Here is a 17,303-nt window from a genome sequence, read left to right on the forward strand (position 1 = left end):
TGATCGGCAGGCTCGCGGCTGATCATTCGATCGGCAGCCTCGCGGCTGTTCATCTGATCGGCAGCCTCGCGGCTGCCTCATTGTGGGACCCGGCAGCTGCGATGCCGATCCGGGAGCTGACGCATGATTTTCCGTGTCCTTCTTTCGACCATGCTGTTGTTCGAGCTGGCGTGCGTGACAGCGATTGCGGGCGGTATGCCGTCACACGGCAAACCGACCGGCACGATTTCACTCGACGACGCCTATGCGGCAGCGCTTCGCCAGAGCCCGGAGCTTGCGGCGGCATCCGACGAGATCCGTGCGCGCGAAGCACTTGCCGGCCAGGCCGCGCGCCGTCCGAACCCCGTCGTTCAGACCGAGGTCGAAAACATCGGCGTCTCCGGGGATCGCAGCGGCTTCGACGATACCGAGACCACGCTGCTGCTGTCGCAGCTGATCGAGCTCGGAGGGAAAAGATCGAAGCGCGCGCGCGTCGCCGAGATCGGTCGCGATCTTGCGCGCTGGGACTTCGAGGCGAAGCGGCTCGACGTACTGTCGCGCGTGCGCCGCGCATTCATCACGGTGCTTGCCGCGCAGGCGCGGATCGATCTCGTGCGCGAGCGCCGGCGTGTCGCGACCGAGGAGGTCAACGCCGCGACTCGCAGCGTATCGGCCGGCGCCAGCTCGCCATTCGAGCTTTCGCGTGCGCGGCTCACTCTCGAACGGGCGGGGCTCGAGCTTGCGCAATCCGAGTCGGAGCTTCGTGCGGCGCGCGACTCGCTTGCTGCCACGTGGCGCGGCGAGGCCGCAGCCTTCACGAGAGCGACCGGCAAACTCGAAGACCTGCCGCGCCTGCCGGCCGAGAACGAGCTCGCACGACTGGTCCCGTCATCGCCGGACGTAGCCCGCTGGACCAGCGAACGGGAAGAACGCCGCGCGACGCTCGGGCTCGAAGAGGCCGGCAGCGTTCCCGACGTGACGGCGGGAATCGGCGCGCGGCATTTCAGCGACAATTCCGATAACGCACTGGTCTTCGAGGTGAGCGTTCCGCTGCCGCTGTTCGACAGGAACCGCGATTCGGTTGCAGCAGCGCGCGCGCGGCTTTCGAAAGCCGAACACGAGGCCGCGGCCGCATCGGCCGGGGCGCTCGCAGCGATCCACGAGGCGTACCGGCGATGCACGGCCGCGCGCGAGAACGCCGAACGTCTGGCGGGCTCCACGCTTCCGGCCGCGCGCGCGGCTCGCGAGAACGCGCGCTCGGCGTTCCGGCAGGGTGCGGTTCGCAGGATCGACGTGCTCGAAGCTGAGCGCACGGTCTTCGAGCTCGAGACCGAATATGTCGGTGTTCTCGAAGCGGCGCATCTGGCTGCGGCCGACGTCGAGCGGCTCGCGGCGATCGAGCTCGCGCACGCCGACGCTGCGGGTGTGCGATGAGACGCCATCGCGTTGCTGCGACTGCGACCAGCAGCCGCCGGATTGCTGCAGCGATCGGCGCGTTCTCGAGCCTTCTTGCGATTGCCGTTGCGTCTCTTCCTCCGGTCGCGTTCGCGGACGAGCCCGCCGAAGACGAGCACCACGCCGGCCAGCACGTATTCACCGTCGAGGAATTCATTCACTCGGGTGTCACCATCGTTTCCGCAGGCCCGGGAATCGTGGACGTCGCGGTCGAGCTTCCGGCCGAGGTGCGGCCGAACGGGGACCGGCTTGCGCATATCGCGCCGCGCTTTTCCGGCCTGGTTCGTGAAGTGCGCAAGTCCGTAGGCGACGACGTCAAGGCGGGCGAGGTGCTGGCCGTCGTCGAAAGCGACAATCTCTCGCCGTTCGAGCTTCGCGCAGCGTTCGCGGGGACGGTCATCGACCGGCACATCGTTGCGGGAGAGACCGCATCGCCCGACAAGCCGGCCTACATCATTGCCGATCTGTCCACGGTGTGGGTGCTCATCAGCGCTTATCCGCAGGTGCTCGATCTCGTCCGTGTCGGGCGGCCGGTACGGATCGCGGCGAGCCGCGGCGGACCGGAGATCGAATCGCGCGTCTCGTACGTCTCGCCGATCGTCGAAGAAGAAACGCGCATGGTGACGGCACGGGTCGTCGTCGCGAATCCGAACGGAGAATGGCGTCCGGGCCTGTTCGTGACGGCGACGATCGAAAATCCCGTCGATGCGGCGATCGTGGTGCCTCGTCGCGCCGTGCAGACCGTCGCAGGAAAGCCGGCCGTGTTCGTCGTCGCCGGCGAGCGCTTCGAGGTGCGTACGGTCGAGCTCGGCAGCAGCGGGCGGTCCACGGTCGAAGTCCGATCGGGTCTTGCCGCCGGCGACCGCGTCGCGAGCGAGCGTTCGTTCCTCGTCAAGGCGGAGCTTCTCAAAACGGAAGGCGGTCATGAGGACTGAAGGCGGCTCCGATGCTTGAGCGCGTGCTCGCCTTTTCGATCACGCATCGCGTGTTCGTCGTGACGATGACGCTTGCGGCCGCGATGGTCGGAGCGTGGTCGCTGCTGCGTCTGCCGATCGATGCGGTGCCCGACATCACCAACCGCCAGGTGCAGGTCAACGCCGTCGCCCCGGCGCTGTCGCCTGTGGAAGTGGAAAAACAGGTCGCCTATCCGCTCGAGACGGCGATGGCCGGCGTTCCCGGTCTCGTCCAGACGCGCTCGTTCTCGCGAAACGGGTTCGCGCAGGTCACCGCCGTCTTCGACGACGGCGTCGATCTGTACTTTGCCCGCCAGCAGGTCAGCGAGCGTCTCGCGGCGGCGAGGGACGCACTGCCGCCGGGCGTCGAGCCATTGATGGGGCCGATCACCACCGGTCTCGGCGAGATCTACATGTGGACGGTCAAGTTCGATCATCCTCGCGGCGAGGGAGCCGAGCATGCCCACGGCGGTCCGGGCTGGCGCGCCGACGGTTCCTATCTCACGCCGGAAGGCGAGCGGCTGGTGAGCGAAACCGAGCTGCTCGCGTATCTCCGCACCGTGCAGGACTGGCTCATCCGTCCCCAGCTCAAGAACGTTCGCGGAGTCGCCGGAATCGATTCGATCGGCGGCTACGTCAAGCAGTACCACGTCGAGCCGGACCTGCAGCGCATGACCGCGCACGGACTGACGTTCGAAGACGTCATCGAGCGCATCGAGAAGAACAATCGCAGCTCCGGCGCCGGCTACATCGAGCACAACGGCGAGTCCGTCACGGTGCGCACTGCCGGGCAGCTGACGACCGTTGCCGACCTCGAGCAGATCCCGCTCGTGGTCAGCCGCGGTGCTCCCGTGCGGCTGAAGGAAGTCGCCAGCGTACGGATCGGCAAGGAGCTGCGCACGGGTACCGCCACCGAAAATGGCGAAGAGGTCGTGCTCGGCACCGCGCTGATGCTGGTCGGTGCGAACAGCCGCACGGTCGCAGCGGCTGTCGATCGCCGCATCGGCGAGATCAACCGCACGCTTCCTCCCGACATCCATGCGACGACTGTCCTCGACCGCACGTCACTGGTCGATGCGACGATCGGCACGGTTGCGAGAAACCTGTTCGAAGGCGCGCTTCTGGTCATCGTGATCCTGCTGCTGACGCTCGGGAATTTTCGCGCTGCCTGCATCACGGCGGCCGCCATCCCGCTGTCGATGCTGCTGACGTCGGTCGCGATGGTCGAAGGCAGGATCAGCGGCAACCTCATGAGCCTCGGTGCGATCGATTTCGGGCTGATCGTCGACGGTGCCGTCATCATCGTGGAGAACGCGCTGCGGCGTCTCGGCGAACGCCAGCAGGTGCTCGGCCGTCCGCTCGATCGCGAAGAGCGGCTTCCTCTCGTGCTGGCGGCGAGCAAAGAGGTTCTTACTGCCGCTGCGTTCGGCGCGGCCATCATCGTGACGGTCTACGTTCCGGTGCTGGCGCTGACCGGGATCGAAGGAAAGATGTTCCGGCCGATGGCGCTCACCGTCATCTGCGCGCTGCTGTCGGCGTTCGTGCTGTCGATGACGTTCGTGCCGGCCATGGTTGCCCTCGTGATCACCGGGCGCGTGCGCGAATCCGAGAGCCGCGTGGTTGCGCTCGCCAAGCGGGCCTACGAGCCCGCGCTTCGCGTGGCGCTGCGGGCGCGCGGCGCCGTCGTGGCATCTGCAGTCCTTCTGTTCGGCGTCTGTCTCGTGCTGTTCCGCGGGCTCGGCCAGGAGTTCGCGCCGACGCTCGCGGAGCTCGACGTGGTGATCCAGGCCTTTCGCATTCCGGGCACCAGTCTCAGCGAAGCCACGATCATGCAGCGCGACATCGAACGGCGCCTCGAAACGCTGCCCGAGGTCGCATTCGTCTTCTCACGCACCGGAACCGCCGAAATGGCATCGGATCCGATGCCGCCGTACCTGTCGGATACCTTCGTCGTGCTGAAACCCCGAAACGAGTGGCCAAGGCCCGGCGATACGAAGGAAGACGTGCGCGCGCGCATGGAAGAAGCAGTGGGCGAGCTTCCGGGCAGCGGATACGAATTCACGCAGCCGATCGAGATGCGCTTCAACGAATTGCTGGCGGGAGTGCGAGGCGATCTCGCGGTCAAGGTGTTCGGCGACGAGTTTGCGAGCCTCCAGCCGGTCGCCGCAAAAATCGCCGGCGTGCTGGATTCGATCGACGGGGCTGCGGAAGTGCGCGTCGAACAGGTCGAAGGTGCTCCGGCAGCGAGCGTCGTCGTGAACCGAAGTGCGCTGTCGCGTTATGGCCTTTCGGTCTCGGATGTCGAAGATGTGGTTTCGGTGGGCGTCGGCGGGCGCGTAGCGGGGCAGCTGTTCGAAGGCGATCGCCGGTTCGACATCGTCGTGCGGCTGCCGGAACAGCTTCGCAGCGACGTCAGCCTGCTCGAGCGCCTGCCGGTGCCGATCCTTCACGAGCAGCGCTCGTCCGGCGGAGCGCTCGAAGCCGTGCTCGAGGATCTGCCGCCGCACCTCGACTACCTGCCGCTGTCGGCCGTTGCGGACGTCCACATCGCCGAGGGACTGAATCAGGTCAGCCGCGAGAACGGCAAGCGACGCATCGTCGTCCAGAGCAACGTCCGCGAGCGCGATCTCGGTTCGTTCGTCGAGGAAGCCAGGCGCCGGATTGCGGCGGAAGTTTCGCTTCCGCCCGGAACCTGGCTGGAGTGGGGCGGACAGTACGAGAACCTGGTCGAAGCCAAGGCGCGTCTCATGGTCGTGGTTCCGGCCTGCTTCCTCGTGATCTGCCTGCTTCTGTACTGGACGTTCGGCAGTGCGCGCCTGGCGGCGATGGTCTTCTCCGGTGTACCGCTGGCGATCTGCGGAGGGATCGTCGGACTGTGGCTGCGCGCGATGCCGTTCTCGATTTCTGCGGCGGTCGGTTTCATCGCGCTGTCCGGCGTCGCCGTTCTCAATGGTCTCGTCATGGTCACGTTCATCGATCAGCTGCTCGAGAAGGGTGCCGCGCAGCCTGCCGTGCAGGCGTCCGTGCAAGCCCCCGTGATGGAAGACGCCATCATTCGCGGAGCGATGACGCGACTGCGTCCGGTGCTGATGACGGCGCTCGTCGCATCTCTCGGCTTCGTGCCGATGGCGCTTGCGACGGGCACGGGAGCCGAGGTCCAGCGTCCGCTTGCGACCGTCGTGATCGGCGGCCTCGTATCGAGCACGATCCTGACGCTGTTCGTGCTGCCGGTGCTGTACTCGCTGATGCGCGTGCGCGAGCGTGTTCGAGGATGATCGGTAAAGCATCGCTGCGCATACGACTTTTCGCGCGGCATCGCGGGCGGACGACGCGCTGGCTCCGTCCTGCGTCCGTGCTATGGTCCGCGACCCGCTGACGCCGGAAGCTATCCGAGGTCATGCAATTGACCGAATGGAGGCAGTCGTCCGGCAACCCGACGACTGCAATGACAGCAAATATGGCGCAGCCCGATCCCCAGCTCATTTCGACAGATTCCGAGGACCCCAGCAGCATGATCAGCTCAGCTCCGCGCCGCGACGACCTGCGCAACGTCGCGATCATCGCCCACGTCGACCACGGCAAGACGACGCTCGTCGACGCCATGCTTCACCAGAGCGGCCTGTTCCGGGCCAACCAGCACGTGGTCGAACGCGTGATGGACTCGAACGCGCTCGAGCGCGAGCGCGGCATCACGATCCTCGCCAAGAACACGGCGGTCGTCTACCACAACGTCCGCATCAACATCGTCGACACGCCGGGCCACGCCGACTTCGGCGGCGAAGTCGAGCGCACGCTCGCGATGGTTGACGGCGTGATGCTGCTCGTCGACGCATCGGAGGGCCCGCTTCCGCAGACCCGCTTCGTGCTGCAGAAGGCGCTTTCGCTCGGGCTCGTGCCGATCGTCTGCATCAACAAGATCGACCGCGCCGACGCGCGCATCCAGGAAGTGCTGAACGAGGTCTACGATCTTTTCATCGACCTCGATGCGCACGAGAGCCAGCTCGAGTTCCCGGTCATCTATACGAACGCACGCGTCGGCACGGCGACGACCAATCTCGCGGAGCCGGCGACCAACCTGAAAGCCCTGTTCGACACCATCGTCGCGGCGCTGCCCGGGCCTCAGGGCGACCCCGACGCGCCCGTCCAGTTCCAGTGCAACAACCTCGACTACAACGAGTACGTCGGCCGGCTTGCCATCGGCCGCATCAAGAACGGCAAGCTCACCAAGGGCCAGATGTTCTCGCTGTGCCGCGACGGCCAGCCGAACCGGCTCGTCAAGATCACGCAGCTCTATTCGTGGAAGGGCTTCCAGCGCAGCGAGTCCGAGGAATGCCTGGCCGGCGACATCGTCGCCGTGGCCGGCATCGAGGACATCCTGATCGGAGACACGATCGGCGAGCGCGAGAACCCGATTGCACTGCCGCCGATCCGCGTCGATGAGCCGACGATCTCGATGATCTTCAGCGCCAACAACGGGCCGTGGGCCGGAAGAGAAGGCGAGCACGTCACGTCGCGCAAGCTGCGCGAGCGGCTCTACCAGGAGCAGCGCCGCAACGTCAGCATGCGCATCGAGGACACCGACTCGCCCGATTCGATCAAGGTGACCGGCCGCGGCGAGCTCCAGCTCGGCATCCTGATCGAGACCATGCGGCGCGAAGGCTACGAAATGCAGGTTTCCCGGCCGACCGTCGTCACCCGCGTGATCGACGGCGTGCGTCACGAGCCGATGGAGCTGCTCGTCATCGACGTGGCCGAGGACTACATCGGCGTCGTCACGCAGCTGCTCGCGCTGCGCAAGGGCAAGATGACCAAGATGCTGCCGGCCGGCACCGGGCGCATGCGCATGGAGTTCAAGGTTCCGTCGCGCGGCCTGATCGGCCTGCGCTCGCGGTTCCTGACCGAAACCCGCGGCACCGGCATCATGAACGCGCTGTTCGACGGCTGGATCCCGTGGACCGGGACCATCGAGGCCCGGACCAACGGCGCGCTCGTGGCCGACCGGGAAGGGGTCGCGACGCCGTACTCGGTCTTCCATCTGCAGGAGCGCGGCGTCATGTTCATTTCGCCGGGCACGAAAGTTTACGAAGGCATGGTCATAGGCGAATATTCGCGCGACAATGACCTCGACATCAACATCGTCCGCGAGAAGAAGCTGACGAACATGCGCGCGAGCGGCCACGACGAAGCGGTCGTGATCACTCCCGCCCGTCCGATGGGGCTCGAGGCGGCCGTCGAATGGATCGCGGACGATGAGCTGGTCGAAGTGACGCCGAAGTCGATCCGCCTTCGCAAGCGCATGCTGAGGCAGAACGACCGGCCGAAGAAGAAGCAGGAAGAAGAAGCCTGAGCCGTCCGCGAGGGGAGTGCGACAGACCGGCGGCCGGGTTTGGGGATGACCGGAGGCACGCATGATCGACTCACTCGCCATCGCGGTACTGTTCGCATCCACGGTTTCGGCCATCCTCACCGTGTTCCTGCTGATGCGCAGCGGCGGGGACGCAGCATCGGAAATCTCCAATCTCGAGGGAGTGCTTCAGGGCGAGATGCGTCTCGGCCGCGAGGAAGCCGCCCGCGCCGCTCGCGAGCTTCGCGAGGAGAACGCGCGGTCAGCGGCTGCGCTGCGCGAGGAAGACGCGCGCTCGGCCGCCGCGCTTCGTGAAGAGCTCGCGCGCGTGACGGGTCTGCTGCGGGACAGCGTTGACCAGCGGCTGCGGGATCTTCAGACCGGCAACGAGGCCAGGCTCGACGAGATGCGCCGCACCGTCGACGAGAAGCTTCACGACACGCTCGAGAAGCGGCTCGGCGAATCGTTCCGCACCGTCAGCGTCCAGCTCGAAGCCGTCCACAAGGGCCTCGGCGAAATGCAGACGCTCGCGTCCGGCGTCGGCGATCTCAAGAAGGTCCTGTCGAATGTGAAGGCACGCGGCACGTGGGGCGAGGTGCAGCTCGGCGCGCTGCTCGAGCAGGTGCTGATTCCCGAACAGTTCGACCGCAACGTTGCGACGCGGCGCGGCTCGCGCGACGTCGTGGAGTTTGCCGTGCGTCTGCCCGGAACCGGCGACAGCGGCATCGTGCATCTGCCGATCGATTCGAAATTCCCGATGGAAGACTACGCACGCCTTGTCGATGCGTCCGATGCAGGCGATCGCGAAGGCGCCGAGCGCGCGTCGGCGGATCTCGCGCGGGCCGTCCGCAAGTGCGCGCAGGACATCCGCGACAAGTACCTCGACCCGCCGCACACGACCGACTTCGGCATTCTGTTTCTTCCGACCGAAGGCCTCTTCGCCGAGGTCGTCCGCCATCCCGGCCTCTCCGAGGAGCTGCACCAGAAATTCCGCGTGGTCGCGACCGGCCCGACGACGCTCGCCGCCACGCTGTCGAGCCTGCGCATGGGCTTTCGCACGCTCGCGATCGAAAAGCGCGCGAGCGAGGTCTGGCAGGTGCTCGCTGCCGTAAAGACCGAGTTCCAGAAGTTCGGCGGAGTGCTCTCGAAGGTGAAATCGCAACTCGAAACCGCGACACGCACCATTGACGAGACCGGCGTGCGCACGCGTGTGATGCAGAAGCGGCTGGGCGATGTCGAATCGCTGTCGGATGAGAAGGCTGCCGCTGTGCTCGGCACCGCCGATTCGTCGCCGGCGGAGGTTGCGGACGCAGAAGAGGTGCTTCTGGAGCCGGCGATGCCGGCCGCGGCTGCGCCGCTCGCAGGTCAGGGAACCGACGGCTGACGCGTAAGTCGCGGGACTACGACGTCGCGAGCTGCACCGCTGCGTCTATTGCGGGCTTCTACATATGGAAGCCGAAAAGCCACAGCAGAAGGATGAGCGGCAGCGGGATACCCACCAACCAGAGAAGCGCGCCGCGCGCGAAACCGCTTTCCGGATTTTTCTTTGATGCGTCCATGACTCGAATCTCCTGTTGCTCTTGCGATCGATTCGCGTCGAGCAGGAGCGACGTTACAGCGAGTCGAGGGGTTCAGACAGTAGCGAAGATGAAAGAGAGCACCGCATCGGGTCGGTTTCGCGCGCGATATCACCCGCATTTGCCACAACTCGCTCGCCACCCGGGTGTTCCGGCGGCCGCCCGCTCATGCGACTCCGCGGCGACGTGTGGAGAGGTGAGTACGGGCGCTAGGATTCGCGCATCATCTCCTCATAAGCGTCGAGCGCCAGGCGCCTGGCCCGGTCGTGCGCGACGATCGGTTCCGGGTACGTCTCGCCGATGCGAACGCCTGCGGCAGCGAGCACGAGGGGCGGTGCGGACGACGGCTCGTGGATCCACTTCGCGTCGAGCCGCGAAAGCTCGGGCAGCCAGCGCCGCAGATACTCGCCGTCCGGGTCGAAACGCCGGCTCTGCACCACGGGGTTGAAGATCCGGAAGAACGGCGCCGCGTCCGCGCCGCAGCCCGCCACCCACTGCCAGCCGAGAGTATTGTTGGCAAGGTCCGCGTCGACGAGCGTGTCCCAGAACCAGCGCGCACCGTGCTGCCACGCTACGGCGAGATCCTTGACGAGGAACGACGCGGAGATCATGCGCACGCGATTGTGCATCCAGCCGGTCGTCCAAAGCTCGCGCATGCCGGCGTCGACGATCGGGTAGCCCGTGGCTCCGCGCTGCCACGCCCGAAGCCGCTGCGGATCGTCCGTCCAGCGCAGACGCGAGAACTCCGTCCGCAGCGGAGCAGCGGTCGTCTGCGGAAAATGAAAGAGCAGGTGATGGCCGAACTCGCGCCAGCCGATCTGCCGCAGCCACGCTTCCGCCGCGGCGTCCGACCCGTGCGCCGACTTCTGCACAGTACTCCAGACTTCGCGCACGCTGATCTCGCCGAAATGCAGGTGTGACGACAGCCGCGAGGTTCCGGCGATGTCGGGTTGGTCGCGCGCGGACGGATACTGTGCGAGTGCGCTTTCGACAAAACTCTGCAGCACCGCTCGTGCGCCTGCTTCGCCGGGCGTCCATCGTGCCCGCATTCCTTGCGTCCAGTCGACGTCGGGCTCGAGCGCGAGCGAATCGATGGACTCACCGCCGGGCCATGACGACGGCGCCGGAATCGTGCCGGGCGGATCGCGCGGCTGCTCGATGCGTACGCGCGCAAGCAGCGATCGCCAGAATGGCGTGAAGACCCGGTACGGCGTGCGGTCCGTTTTCGCGCTGTCGGCGGGTTTGCGAAGCAGGGCCGATTCGAAGCGCTGCACCTCGATTCGATCACCACGAAGAGCCCGCTCGACGCGCGCATCGCGTGCAAGAACTGCAGGTTCGTAGCGATCGTTCCAGAACACGGCATCGGCGGCGCATTCGCTCGCGACCGAGCGAAGCACGCCGAGAGCCGGGCCGCGGCGAACGATGAGCCGCGAACCGTGCTCCTCCAGCGATGCGGCAAGAGCGCGCAGCGACTTGTCGAGCCACCAGCGCGATGCGGCGCCGGGCGCCCACGGTTCTTCTTCCTCCGGAGACCAGACGAAAAGCGGGATCACACTTCCGCCGCGCCCGGCCGCAGCATCGAGCGCAGGGTTGTCATGAAGGCGAAGGTCCGAGCGCAGCCAGAGAATCGTCGTACCCTTCACGCAGCGGAACGTAGGGGCGCCTGTGACTTGGCGCAAACGGCGTCGTGCCGCAGCACGCTCCTCCGCGCCGACGCCCTACGGTACGACTTGCAGCGGGCACACATCTTCCGCGCGGGGGCGAACCGCACGGCTTGCACCGCGAAGGGTGACCAGTACCTTCGTACGCATGGATACGAAGCTGTTCCTCACGATCGTTTCGACGGTCTTCTTCGCAGAGCTCGGCGACAAGACCCAGCTCGCAACGATGCTGTACGCGGCGCGCAGCCCGGGCGACAAGTGGACGGTCTTTGCCGGCTCGGCTGTTGCGCTCGTGCTCGCATCCGCGCTCGGCGTGATGGCCGGCGAGCTCATCTCGCGAACCGTCGACGGCCGCACGCTGACCCGCATCGCGGGTGCGGGCTTCATCGTGATCGGCATCTGGACGCTGGCAAGGGCATGACGCGCTGACTACCATCCGGCGCCGCTCGCGACCCGCAGGCGAACGCCTGCGACGGATGACCTCGTATCCGCGGCCCAGGAGGACCTTCATGCGCCGATCCGTTCTCGCGCCCGTGCTGGCTGTTGCCGGCGGACTCGCACTGGCAAGCATCGCCGGAGCCCAGGGCATTCCGGGCGCCGTCGGCCATTCTGACGGAAGCACCGCACCGGCCGTCGAAGGCGCGAGCGGCCAGGCCAACTCATCGCACTCCGCCATCGCTCCTGCCGGCGCGACCGGCACGCCTGCGTCGCTGGCCTTCGGCATGTCGGGAGTCCGCGGTCCCATCAGCGCACCGTCGGCTGCGGCCCAGGCGGCTTTCGCGCGAACCGCGACGATCGACGATGCGGCCCTCGTGGCCGCCGGCAGCGACGCCGGCGACTGGATCACGCACGGGCGCACGTACTCGGAGCAGCGCTATACGCCGCTCGACGAAATCAACGACGGCAACGTCGCCAAGCTCAAGCCGGTCTGGTCGTTTTCGACGGGCCTTCCGCGCGGTCACGAAGCTACGCCGCTCGCGGTCGACGGCGTGCTGTTCTTTACCGGCTCATGGTCGGTGGTCTTTGCCGTCGACGCCCGCAACGGCGCGCTGCTCTGGCGCTACGATCCGAAGGTGCCCGGCGAGACGGGACCCAAGGCGTGCTGCGACGTGGTCAACCGCGGCGTCGCAATCTACGAAGGAAAAGTCTTCGTCGGCGCGCTCGACGGCAGGCTGATCGCACTCGACGCGAAGACCGGAAAGCTGCTGTGGGAGAAAGTCACCGTCGACCAGACGCGGCCGTACACGATCACGGGCGCTCCGCGCATCGTCAAAGGCAAGGTCATCATCGGCAACGGCGGCGCCGAGCTCGGCGTGCGCGGCTACATCTCGGCATACGATCCCAACAACGGCACGATGCTGTGGCGCACGTTCACCGTACCCGGAAATCCCGAAGAAAAGTTCGAATCGAAAGCGCTCGAAGCCGCTGCACCGACGTGGAAGGGCGGCAAGTGGTGGGAAGTCGGCGGCGGCGGAACCGCGTGGGATTCGATGGCGTTCGATCCCGACCTCGATCTTCTTTACGTCGGCACCGGAAACGGCTCGCCGTGGGTTCGCTACCTTCGCAGCCCCGGCGGCGGCGACAACCTGTACCTTTCGTGCATCCTCGCGCTCAAGCCGGACACCGGCGAGATCGTCTGGCACTACCAGACGACGCCCGGCGACACGTGGGACTTTACCGCCACGCAGCACATGATCCTTGCCGACCTCAAGATCGGCGGCGAAATCCGCAAAGTGATCATGCAGGCCCCGAAGAACGGTTTCTTCTACGTCGTCGATCGCACCAGCGGCAAGCTCATCTCCGCCGAGAAATACGTCGAGGCGACGTGGGCGGAAAAAGTCGATCTCGCGACCGGCAGGCCGATCGAAGTCAAAGGCCAGGACTTCAAGGACGAGCTCGCGTTCGTCAAGCCCACGCCGTTCGGCGGGCACAACTGGCAGCCGATGTCGTTCAGCCCGAAGACCGGCCTCGTCTACATTCCCGCGCAGGAGATCACCGCGGTCTATCGCCGGCGGAGCGACTTCGAGTATCACCCCGGCAACTGGAACACCGGCACCGACTTCAACGTGTTCTCGCTGCTGACGCCCGATCTCGTCTCCGGTCACCTGCTCGCGTGGGATCCGGTTCGGCAGAAGGAAGTCTGGCGTCATCCGTATGCGGTGCCGTGGAACGGCGGCACGCTGGCGACCGGCGGCAATCTCGTGTTCCAGGGAACAGCCGACGGCCGCTTCCTCGCGTTCAATGCGTCGACCGGCAAGGAGCTGTGGGAAGGCCGCACCGGAACCGGTGTCGGCGCCGGACCGATCAGCTACCAGATCGACGGCAAGCAGTACGTGACCGTCGTTGCGGGCTGGGGAGGCGCGTTCGCGCTCGCCGGCGGAGCTGCGGCGCCGGCCAACAACGAGAGCGTCGGCCGCGTGATCACATGGTCGCTGCCGGTCGACTCGGCGCCGCTGACGGCCAAGGCCGTCGTCGACATGATCGACAAGGATGGTGAGCTTGCGGCCGGCGAGCGTCTCTACCATCGCAACTGCGCCGACTGTCACGGCTCGGCCGCAGTCTCGTCGGTCAAGGCGATCCCGGACCTGCGCTTCACGCCGCTGCCGTACGAAGCGTTCGACGCTGTCGTGCGCCAGGGACTCAAAGTCTCCAACGGCATGCCGAATCTCAGCCGATGGGTTACCGCGAACGACACGGCGCTCATCAAGAAATGGCTCGAGTCGATCCGCGACAAGTCGCCCGCGCGATGAGCCATGATCGAAAACCGGGCCCGTCCCGGTTTTCACGCGACGACACCGGAGCTGTCCCGGTGCTGCTCGTCATGTTCACGCTGCTCGCGAGCGTGGCCGTTGTCGTCACCAGAGGCATTGCCGGTGCGGCCGAGCCGGCGGCGATTCCCGCTGCAACGCCCGATGCGACGCCAGCCGCAACGCCGATCGGAACGCGCGACGCAACGCCCGTCGCAACGCCCGCGGTTACGCCGACGCTCGCGCCGATCAGCATCACCGCGACGCGCTCGAGCATCCCGATCGCCGATCCGTCGGCCGCCGTCACCGAAGTCGGCGAGAGCGAGATCCGGCGATCGGCATCGCGCACGCTCGACGACCTTCTGCGGCGCATTCCTGGGTTCAGCCTTTTCCGCCGGCTCGGAAGCGGCGCCGCCCATCCGACGACGCAGGGAGTGTCGCTGCGGGGCATCGGTCCGAGCGGCACCAGCCGCGCGCTCGTGCTCGTCGACGGCGTTCCGCTGAACGACCCGTTCGGCGGATGGGTGCACTGGGACAGCATTCCGAACGAGATGGTCGAGCGCGTCGAGGTGCTGCGCGGCTCGGGCGCGAGCCTGTGGGGAAACTATGCGATGGGTGGCGTGATCAACGTGATCACGCGGCCTGCGGATCACGACGGCGGAAGTTTTCTTGCCGAAGGCGGCGAGCGCGGAAGCGGGCGCACCGAGGGATGGATGTCGCACCGCTTCGGCGCAACCTCCGTCCTTGCCGGCGGCCGCTGGCTGCGAAGCGGCGACTATCCGCTCGTGCGCAAGGACTCGCGCGGGCCGATCGACGTGGCGGGCGGCAGCGACAACGGCGTCGGCGAGCTGCACGTCGAGCACCAGGTCTCGCCGGACGTGCGGCTGCGAGTGATGGCGCGCGGATACCACGACCTTCGCGACAACGGCACGCCGTACACGCACAACGAAACCAAGAACGGATTCTTCCGCACCGGCCTCGACATCGACACGCATTCGACCGGCAAGGTCAGCGCCGACGTGTTCAGCACGGTGCAGTCGTTTTCGAGCACGTTCTCCGCAGTCGACCAGACGCGCTCGAGCGAGCTTCCGGCAAGCAACCAGTTCGACGTTCCGTCGACGAGCGCCGGCGGCTCGGTCGTATGGTCGAACCGGCTCGGCCCGTGGCTGGGGATGCGCGACCATCATCTGGTTGCCGGCATCGATTCGCTGTGGGTCGACGGCAAGTCCAAGGAGCTCGCGCGCTTCATGGACGGCGCGTTCACGCGGCGCCGCGCCGGCGGCACCAGTCAGGGCATGGGCGGCGTGTTCGTCGAAGACCTCATCGAAGTTACCGAAAAACTCGACGTCACGGCGGCGCTGCGCTTCGACTACTGGCAGAGCTACGACGGCTTCCGCCGCGAAGATGCGCTCGACACGTCGACGAGTCTCGTCGATCGCAAGCTAGGCGACCAGACCGAAACGCTCGTCAGCCCGCGCCTCGGTCTTTCCTATCTGGTGATGGAGGGGCTCGCGCTGCGCTCGGCCATCTACCGCGGCTTTCGTGCGCCGACGATCAACGAGCAGGTGCGCCCGTTCCGCGTGCGCAACGACGTGACCGAGGCCAACGAATCGCTCGATGCCGAGAAGCTGTTCGGGGTCGAAGGCGGCTTCGACCACCAGCTCGGACCCTGGCGTTCGTCGGCGACGCTGTTCTGGAACGAAGTCGACGGTCCGATCTTCAATGTGACGATCGGCGACGGCGGCGGCGTGGTCGATCCGTGCGGCTTCGTTCCGGCCGGAGGGGTGTGCCGCCAGCGGCGCAACCTCGGCAGCACGCACATCCTCGGCGCCGAAGCCGAAACCTCGATCGATTTCGGCCATGGCCTGGTGGCCTCGCTCGCGTATCTGTGGAGCGATGGAAAAGTTCATTCCGCGCCCGACGACCATTCGCTGGTCGGCAACCATCTGCCGCAGGTGCCAAAGCACCAGGGCACGATCGCGCTCGACTACGACCGCAAAGGCCCGTGGCGGGCATCGCTTCAGGTCCGCATCGTCGGCGAGCAGTTCGACGACGACGAGAACACGCGCGTGCTCGGCCGCTTTGCGGCGGTCGATGCATTCGTCGCGCGCAGGATCGGCTACGGCTTCGAGGTTTTTGCGGCGGCGGAGAATCTGTTCGACGAAACGATCGAGTCCGGACGCACGGCCGACGGCGTGGTCTCGATCGCCGCGCCGAGAATCATCAGCGGCGGCGTGCGTTACGAGTTCGGCGCAGAGTCGGACGCCGGCGGCTCGGGAATCGTGAAATAGAACGTCGCGCCTTTCCCCGGCGCCGCTTCGGCCCAGATCTGTCCGCCGTGGCGGCGCACGATGCGCTCGGCTTCGGCGAGGCCGACTCCGCTTCCGGCGGCCTCGCTGCCCTCGTGCAGCGTTTCGAACGGAACGAACAGCTTGTACGCGAGCGCCATGTCGAAACCGCAACCGTTGTCGCGCACGAAGAACGCCGGCGACCCGTCGACCTCGGCCTGTCCGAACTCGACGCACGGGGCGGCGGCGGCGCGCGAGAATCGAAACGCATTCTGGAAGAGCTCGCGCAGCATCTGCCCGATCAGACCGGCATCGGCATCCACGGTGAGATCCGGCTGGATGATCGTGTCGACGTCGTGCTCGTGCAGCTCGGCGCGAACCACCGCGACCGCATCGAGCGCGATCGCGCTCAGGTCGAGATGCTCGCGCCGAAGCGGGCGGCTCGTGATGCGCGCAAGCGAGAGCGTCGTCTCGACGAGCGCCGAAAGGCGCCGGCTCTGGTCACGGATCGTCCGGAGATGACGCCGGGTCATGTCGTCGAGCGCGGCGCCGCAGTCTTCGAGCACGATTTCGGCGTAGCCTTCGATCACGCGAAGGGGATTGCGAAACTCCTGCGAGATCGTCCGGCAGAACGATTCGAACTCGTCGCGCAGCGATTTGCGCTCGCCGATCAGCTCGAGCGCCGTCGGAATGACCGACCGCAGGTTCGCGGCATTCGGCGCGTCGGCCGCGCCTTCGGCGATGTCTTCGGTGACTTGATTGGCCAGCGCGAGGATCGCCCGTTTGTGCCCGGCCGGCGATTTGAGCACGGCACCGGTCATGTCGAGGCGCACCCGACGGCCGTCGGGCCGGATGAAGCGGCGCGTTTCGCGATAGTTGTCGACTCCGCGATCGAGGATCGACGCGGTCAGGTCGACGAGCGACGAGCGTTCGTCGGCGTCGATGAAGTCGGCGAGCTGGTGGCGCTGCAGCTCATCGGCCGTGCGTCCGAGAAACTCGCAGAACGTCGGGTTGACGTGAAGAAAGCGGCCATCGAGCGCGATGATCGCTGCGCCGATCGGAAAGCATTCGAACGCGATGCCGAGCAGATCTCGCAGCTCGTCGTCCGCCATCGCGAAGCCGCGGGCCATGGACGAGGTCCGGAACTCTTCGGGTCGCTCTTCCATCTCCAAGTTGCCGACGCTGTCCACGCTTCTCCAAATTCCGGGATGCCGGACGCGAAGGTCATCCGACCTCGACGTGGACCGTCCCGGGTCAGGCTCACGACCTGATCCCATCGAAAAACTCCCTGGCCAGAAA

10 protein-coding genes are annotated in these 17,303 nt (G+C 66.5%); 8 read left to right on the forward strand and 2 right to left on the reverse strand.

What is annotated here, in order from left to right; all coding sequences use genetic code 11:
• The first annotated feature begins 123 nt into the window (after positions 1-123).
• The 5 genes from VN634_10595 (at position 124) to rmuC (ending at position 9,115) form a co-directional block, all read left to right on the forward strand.
• Entirely contained in the window at positions 124-1,413 is a 1,290-nt protein-coding gene (locus VN634_10595) for a TolC family protein (protein ID HXC51322.1), read from the forward strand.
• Positions 1,410-2,369, forward strand: coding sequence for an efflux RND transporter periplasmic adaptor subunit (locus tag VN634_10600; protein HXC51323.1), 960 nt, complete (start codon positions 1,410-1,412; stop codon positions 2,367-2,369). The genes VN634_10595 and VN634_10600 overlap by 4 nt, the downstream gene beginning before the upstream one ends.
• A gap of 11 nt (positions 2,370-2,380) precedes the next feature.
• A complete protein-coding gene (locus VN634_10605; protein HXC51324.1) occupies positions 2,381-5,662 on the forward strand; it encodes a CusA/CzcA family heavy metal efflux RND transporter in 3,282 nt (1,093 codons plus the stop codon).
• Positions 5,663-5,898: 236 nt separating this feature from the next.
• Entirely contained in the window at positions 5,899-7,734 is a 1,836-nt protein-coding gene (gene typA / locus VN634_10610; protein HXC51325.1) for a translational GTPase TypA, read from the forward strand.
• A gap of 61 nt (positions 7,735-7,795) precedes the next feature.
• Complete coding sequence (gene rmuC / locus VN634_10615; protein HXC51326.1) at positions 7,796-9,115, forward strand: DNA recombination protein RmuC; 1,320 nt, start codon at positions 7,796-7,798, stop codon at positions 9,113-9,115.
• Between the two features lie 402 nt (positions 9,116-9,517).
• On the opposite strand, the gene VN634_10620 is transcribed toward rmuC, so the two are convergent.
• A complete protein-coding gene (locus tag VN634_10620) occupies positions 9,518-10,951 on the reverse strand; it encodes a deoxyribodipyrimidine photo-lyase (GenBank protein ID HXC51327.1) in 1,434 nt (477 codons plus the stop codon).
• 145 nt (positions 10,952-11,096) lie between these two features.
• Between VN634_10620 and VN634_10625 the strand changes: the two genes are divergently transcribed.
• From VN634_10625 to VN634_10635, 3 genes are all read left to right on the forward strand, one after another.
• Positions 11,097-11,390 (forward strand): TMEM165/GDT1 family protein, encoded by a 294-nt coding sequence (locus tag VN634_10625; protein HXC51328.1) that lies wholly within the window; start codon positions 11,097-11,099, stop codon positions 11,388-11,390.
• A gap of 88 nt (positions 11,391-11,478) precedes the next feature.
• Positions 11,479-13,719, forward strand: coding sequence for a PQQ-dependent dehydrogenase, methanol/ethanol family (locus tag VN634_10630; GenBank protein ID HXC51329.1), 2,241 nt, complete (start codon positions 11,479-11,481; stop codon positions 13,717-13,719).
• Positions 13,716-16,007 (forward strand): TonB-dependent receptor, encoded by a 2,292-nt coding sequence (locus VN634_10635; GenBank protein HXC51330.1) that lies wholly within the window; start codon positions 13,716-13,718, stop codon positions 16,005-16,007. Before VN634_10630 ends, VN634_10635 begins: the two co-directional genes overlap by 4 nt.
• On the opposite strand, the gene VN634_10640 is transcribed toward VN634_10635, so the two are convergent.
• Positions 15,956-17,134 (reverse strand): ATP-binding protein, encoded by a 1,179-nt coding sequence (locus VN634_10640; GenBank protein ID HXC51331.1) that lies wholly within the window; start codon positions 17,132-17,134, stop codon positions 15,956-15,958. The two genes, VN634_10635 and VN634_10640, sit on opposite strands and share 52 nt — an antisense overlap.
• Positions 17,135-17,303: the final 169 nt, after the last annotated feature.

Source organism: Candidatus Limnocylindrales bacterium, from assembly GCA_035571835.1.
Lineage (GTDB): Bacteria > Desulfobacterota > Binatia > UBA1149 > CAITLU01 > DATNBU01.

Excerpts from the sequence above, each read along its gene's own strand:
- VN634_10595 (HXC51322.1), top strand. The coding sequence starts at position 124 with ATGATTTTCCGTGTCCTTCTTTCGACCATGCTGTTGTTCGAGCTGGCG.
- VN634_10600 (HXC51323.1), top strand. The coding sequence starts at position 1,410 with ATGAGACGCCATCGCGTTGCTGCGACTGCGACCAGCAGCCGCCGGATT.
- VN634_10605 (HXC51324.1), top strand. The coding sequence starts at position 2,381 with ATGCTTGAGCGCGTGCTCGCCTTTTCGATCACGCATCGCGTGTTCGTC.
- typA (HXC51325.1), top strand. The coding sequence starts at position 5,899 with ATGATCAGCTCAGCTCCGCGCCGCGACGACCTGCGCAACGTCGCGATC.
- rmuC (HXC51326.1), top strand. The coding sequence starts at position 7,796 with ATGATCGACTCACTCGCCATCGCGGTACTGTTCGCATCCACGGTTTCG.
- VN634_10630 (HXC51329.1), top strand. The coding sequence starts at position 11,479 with ATGCGCCGATCCGTTCTCGCGCCCGTGCTGGCTGTTGCCGGCGGACTC.
- VN634_10635 (HXC51330.1), top strand. The coding sequence starts at position 13,716 with ATGAGCCATGATCGAAAACCGGGCCCGTCCCGGTTTTCACGCGACGAC.
- VN634_10640 (HXC51331.1), bottom strand. The coding sequence starts at position 17,134 with ATGGCCCGCGGCTTCGCGATGGCGGACGACGAGCTGCGAGATCTGCTC.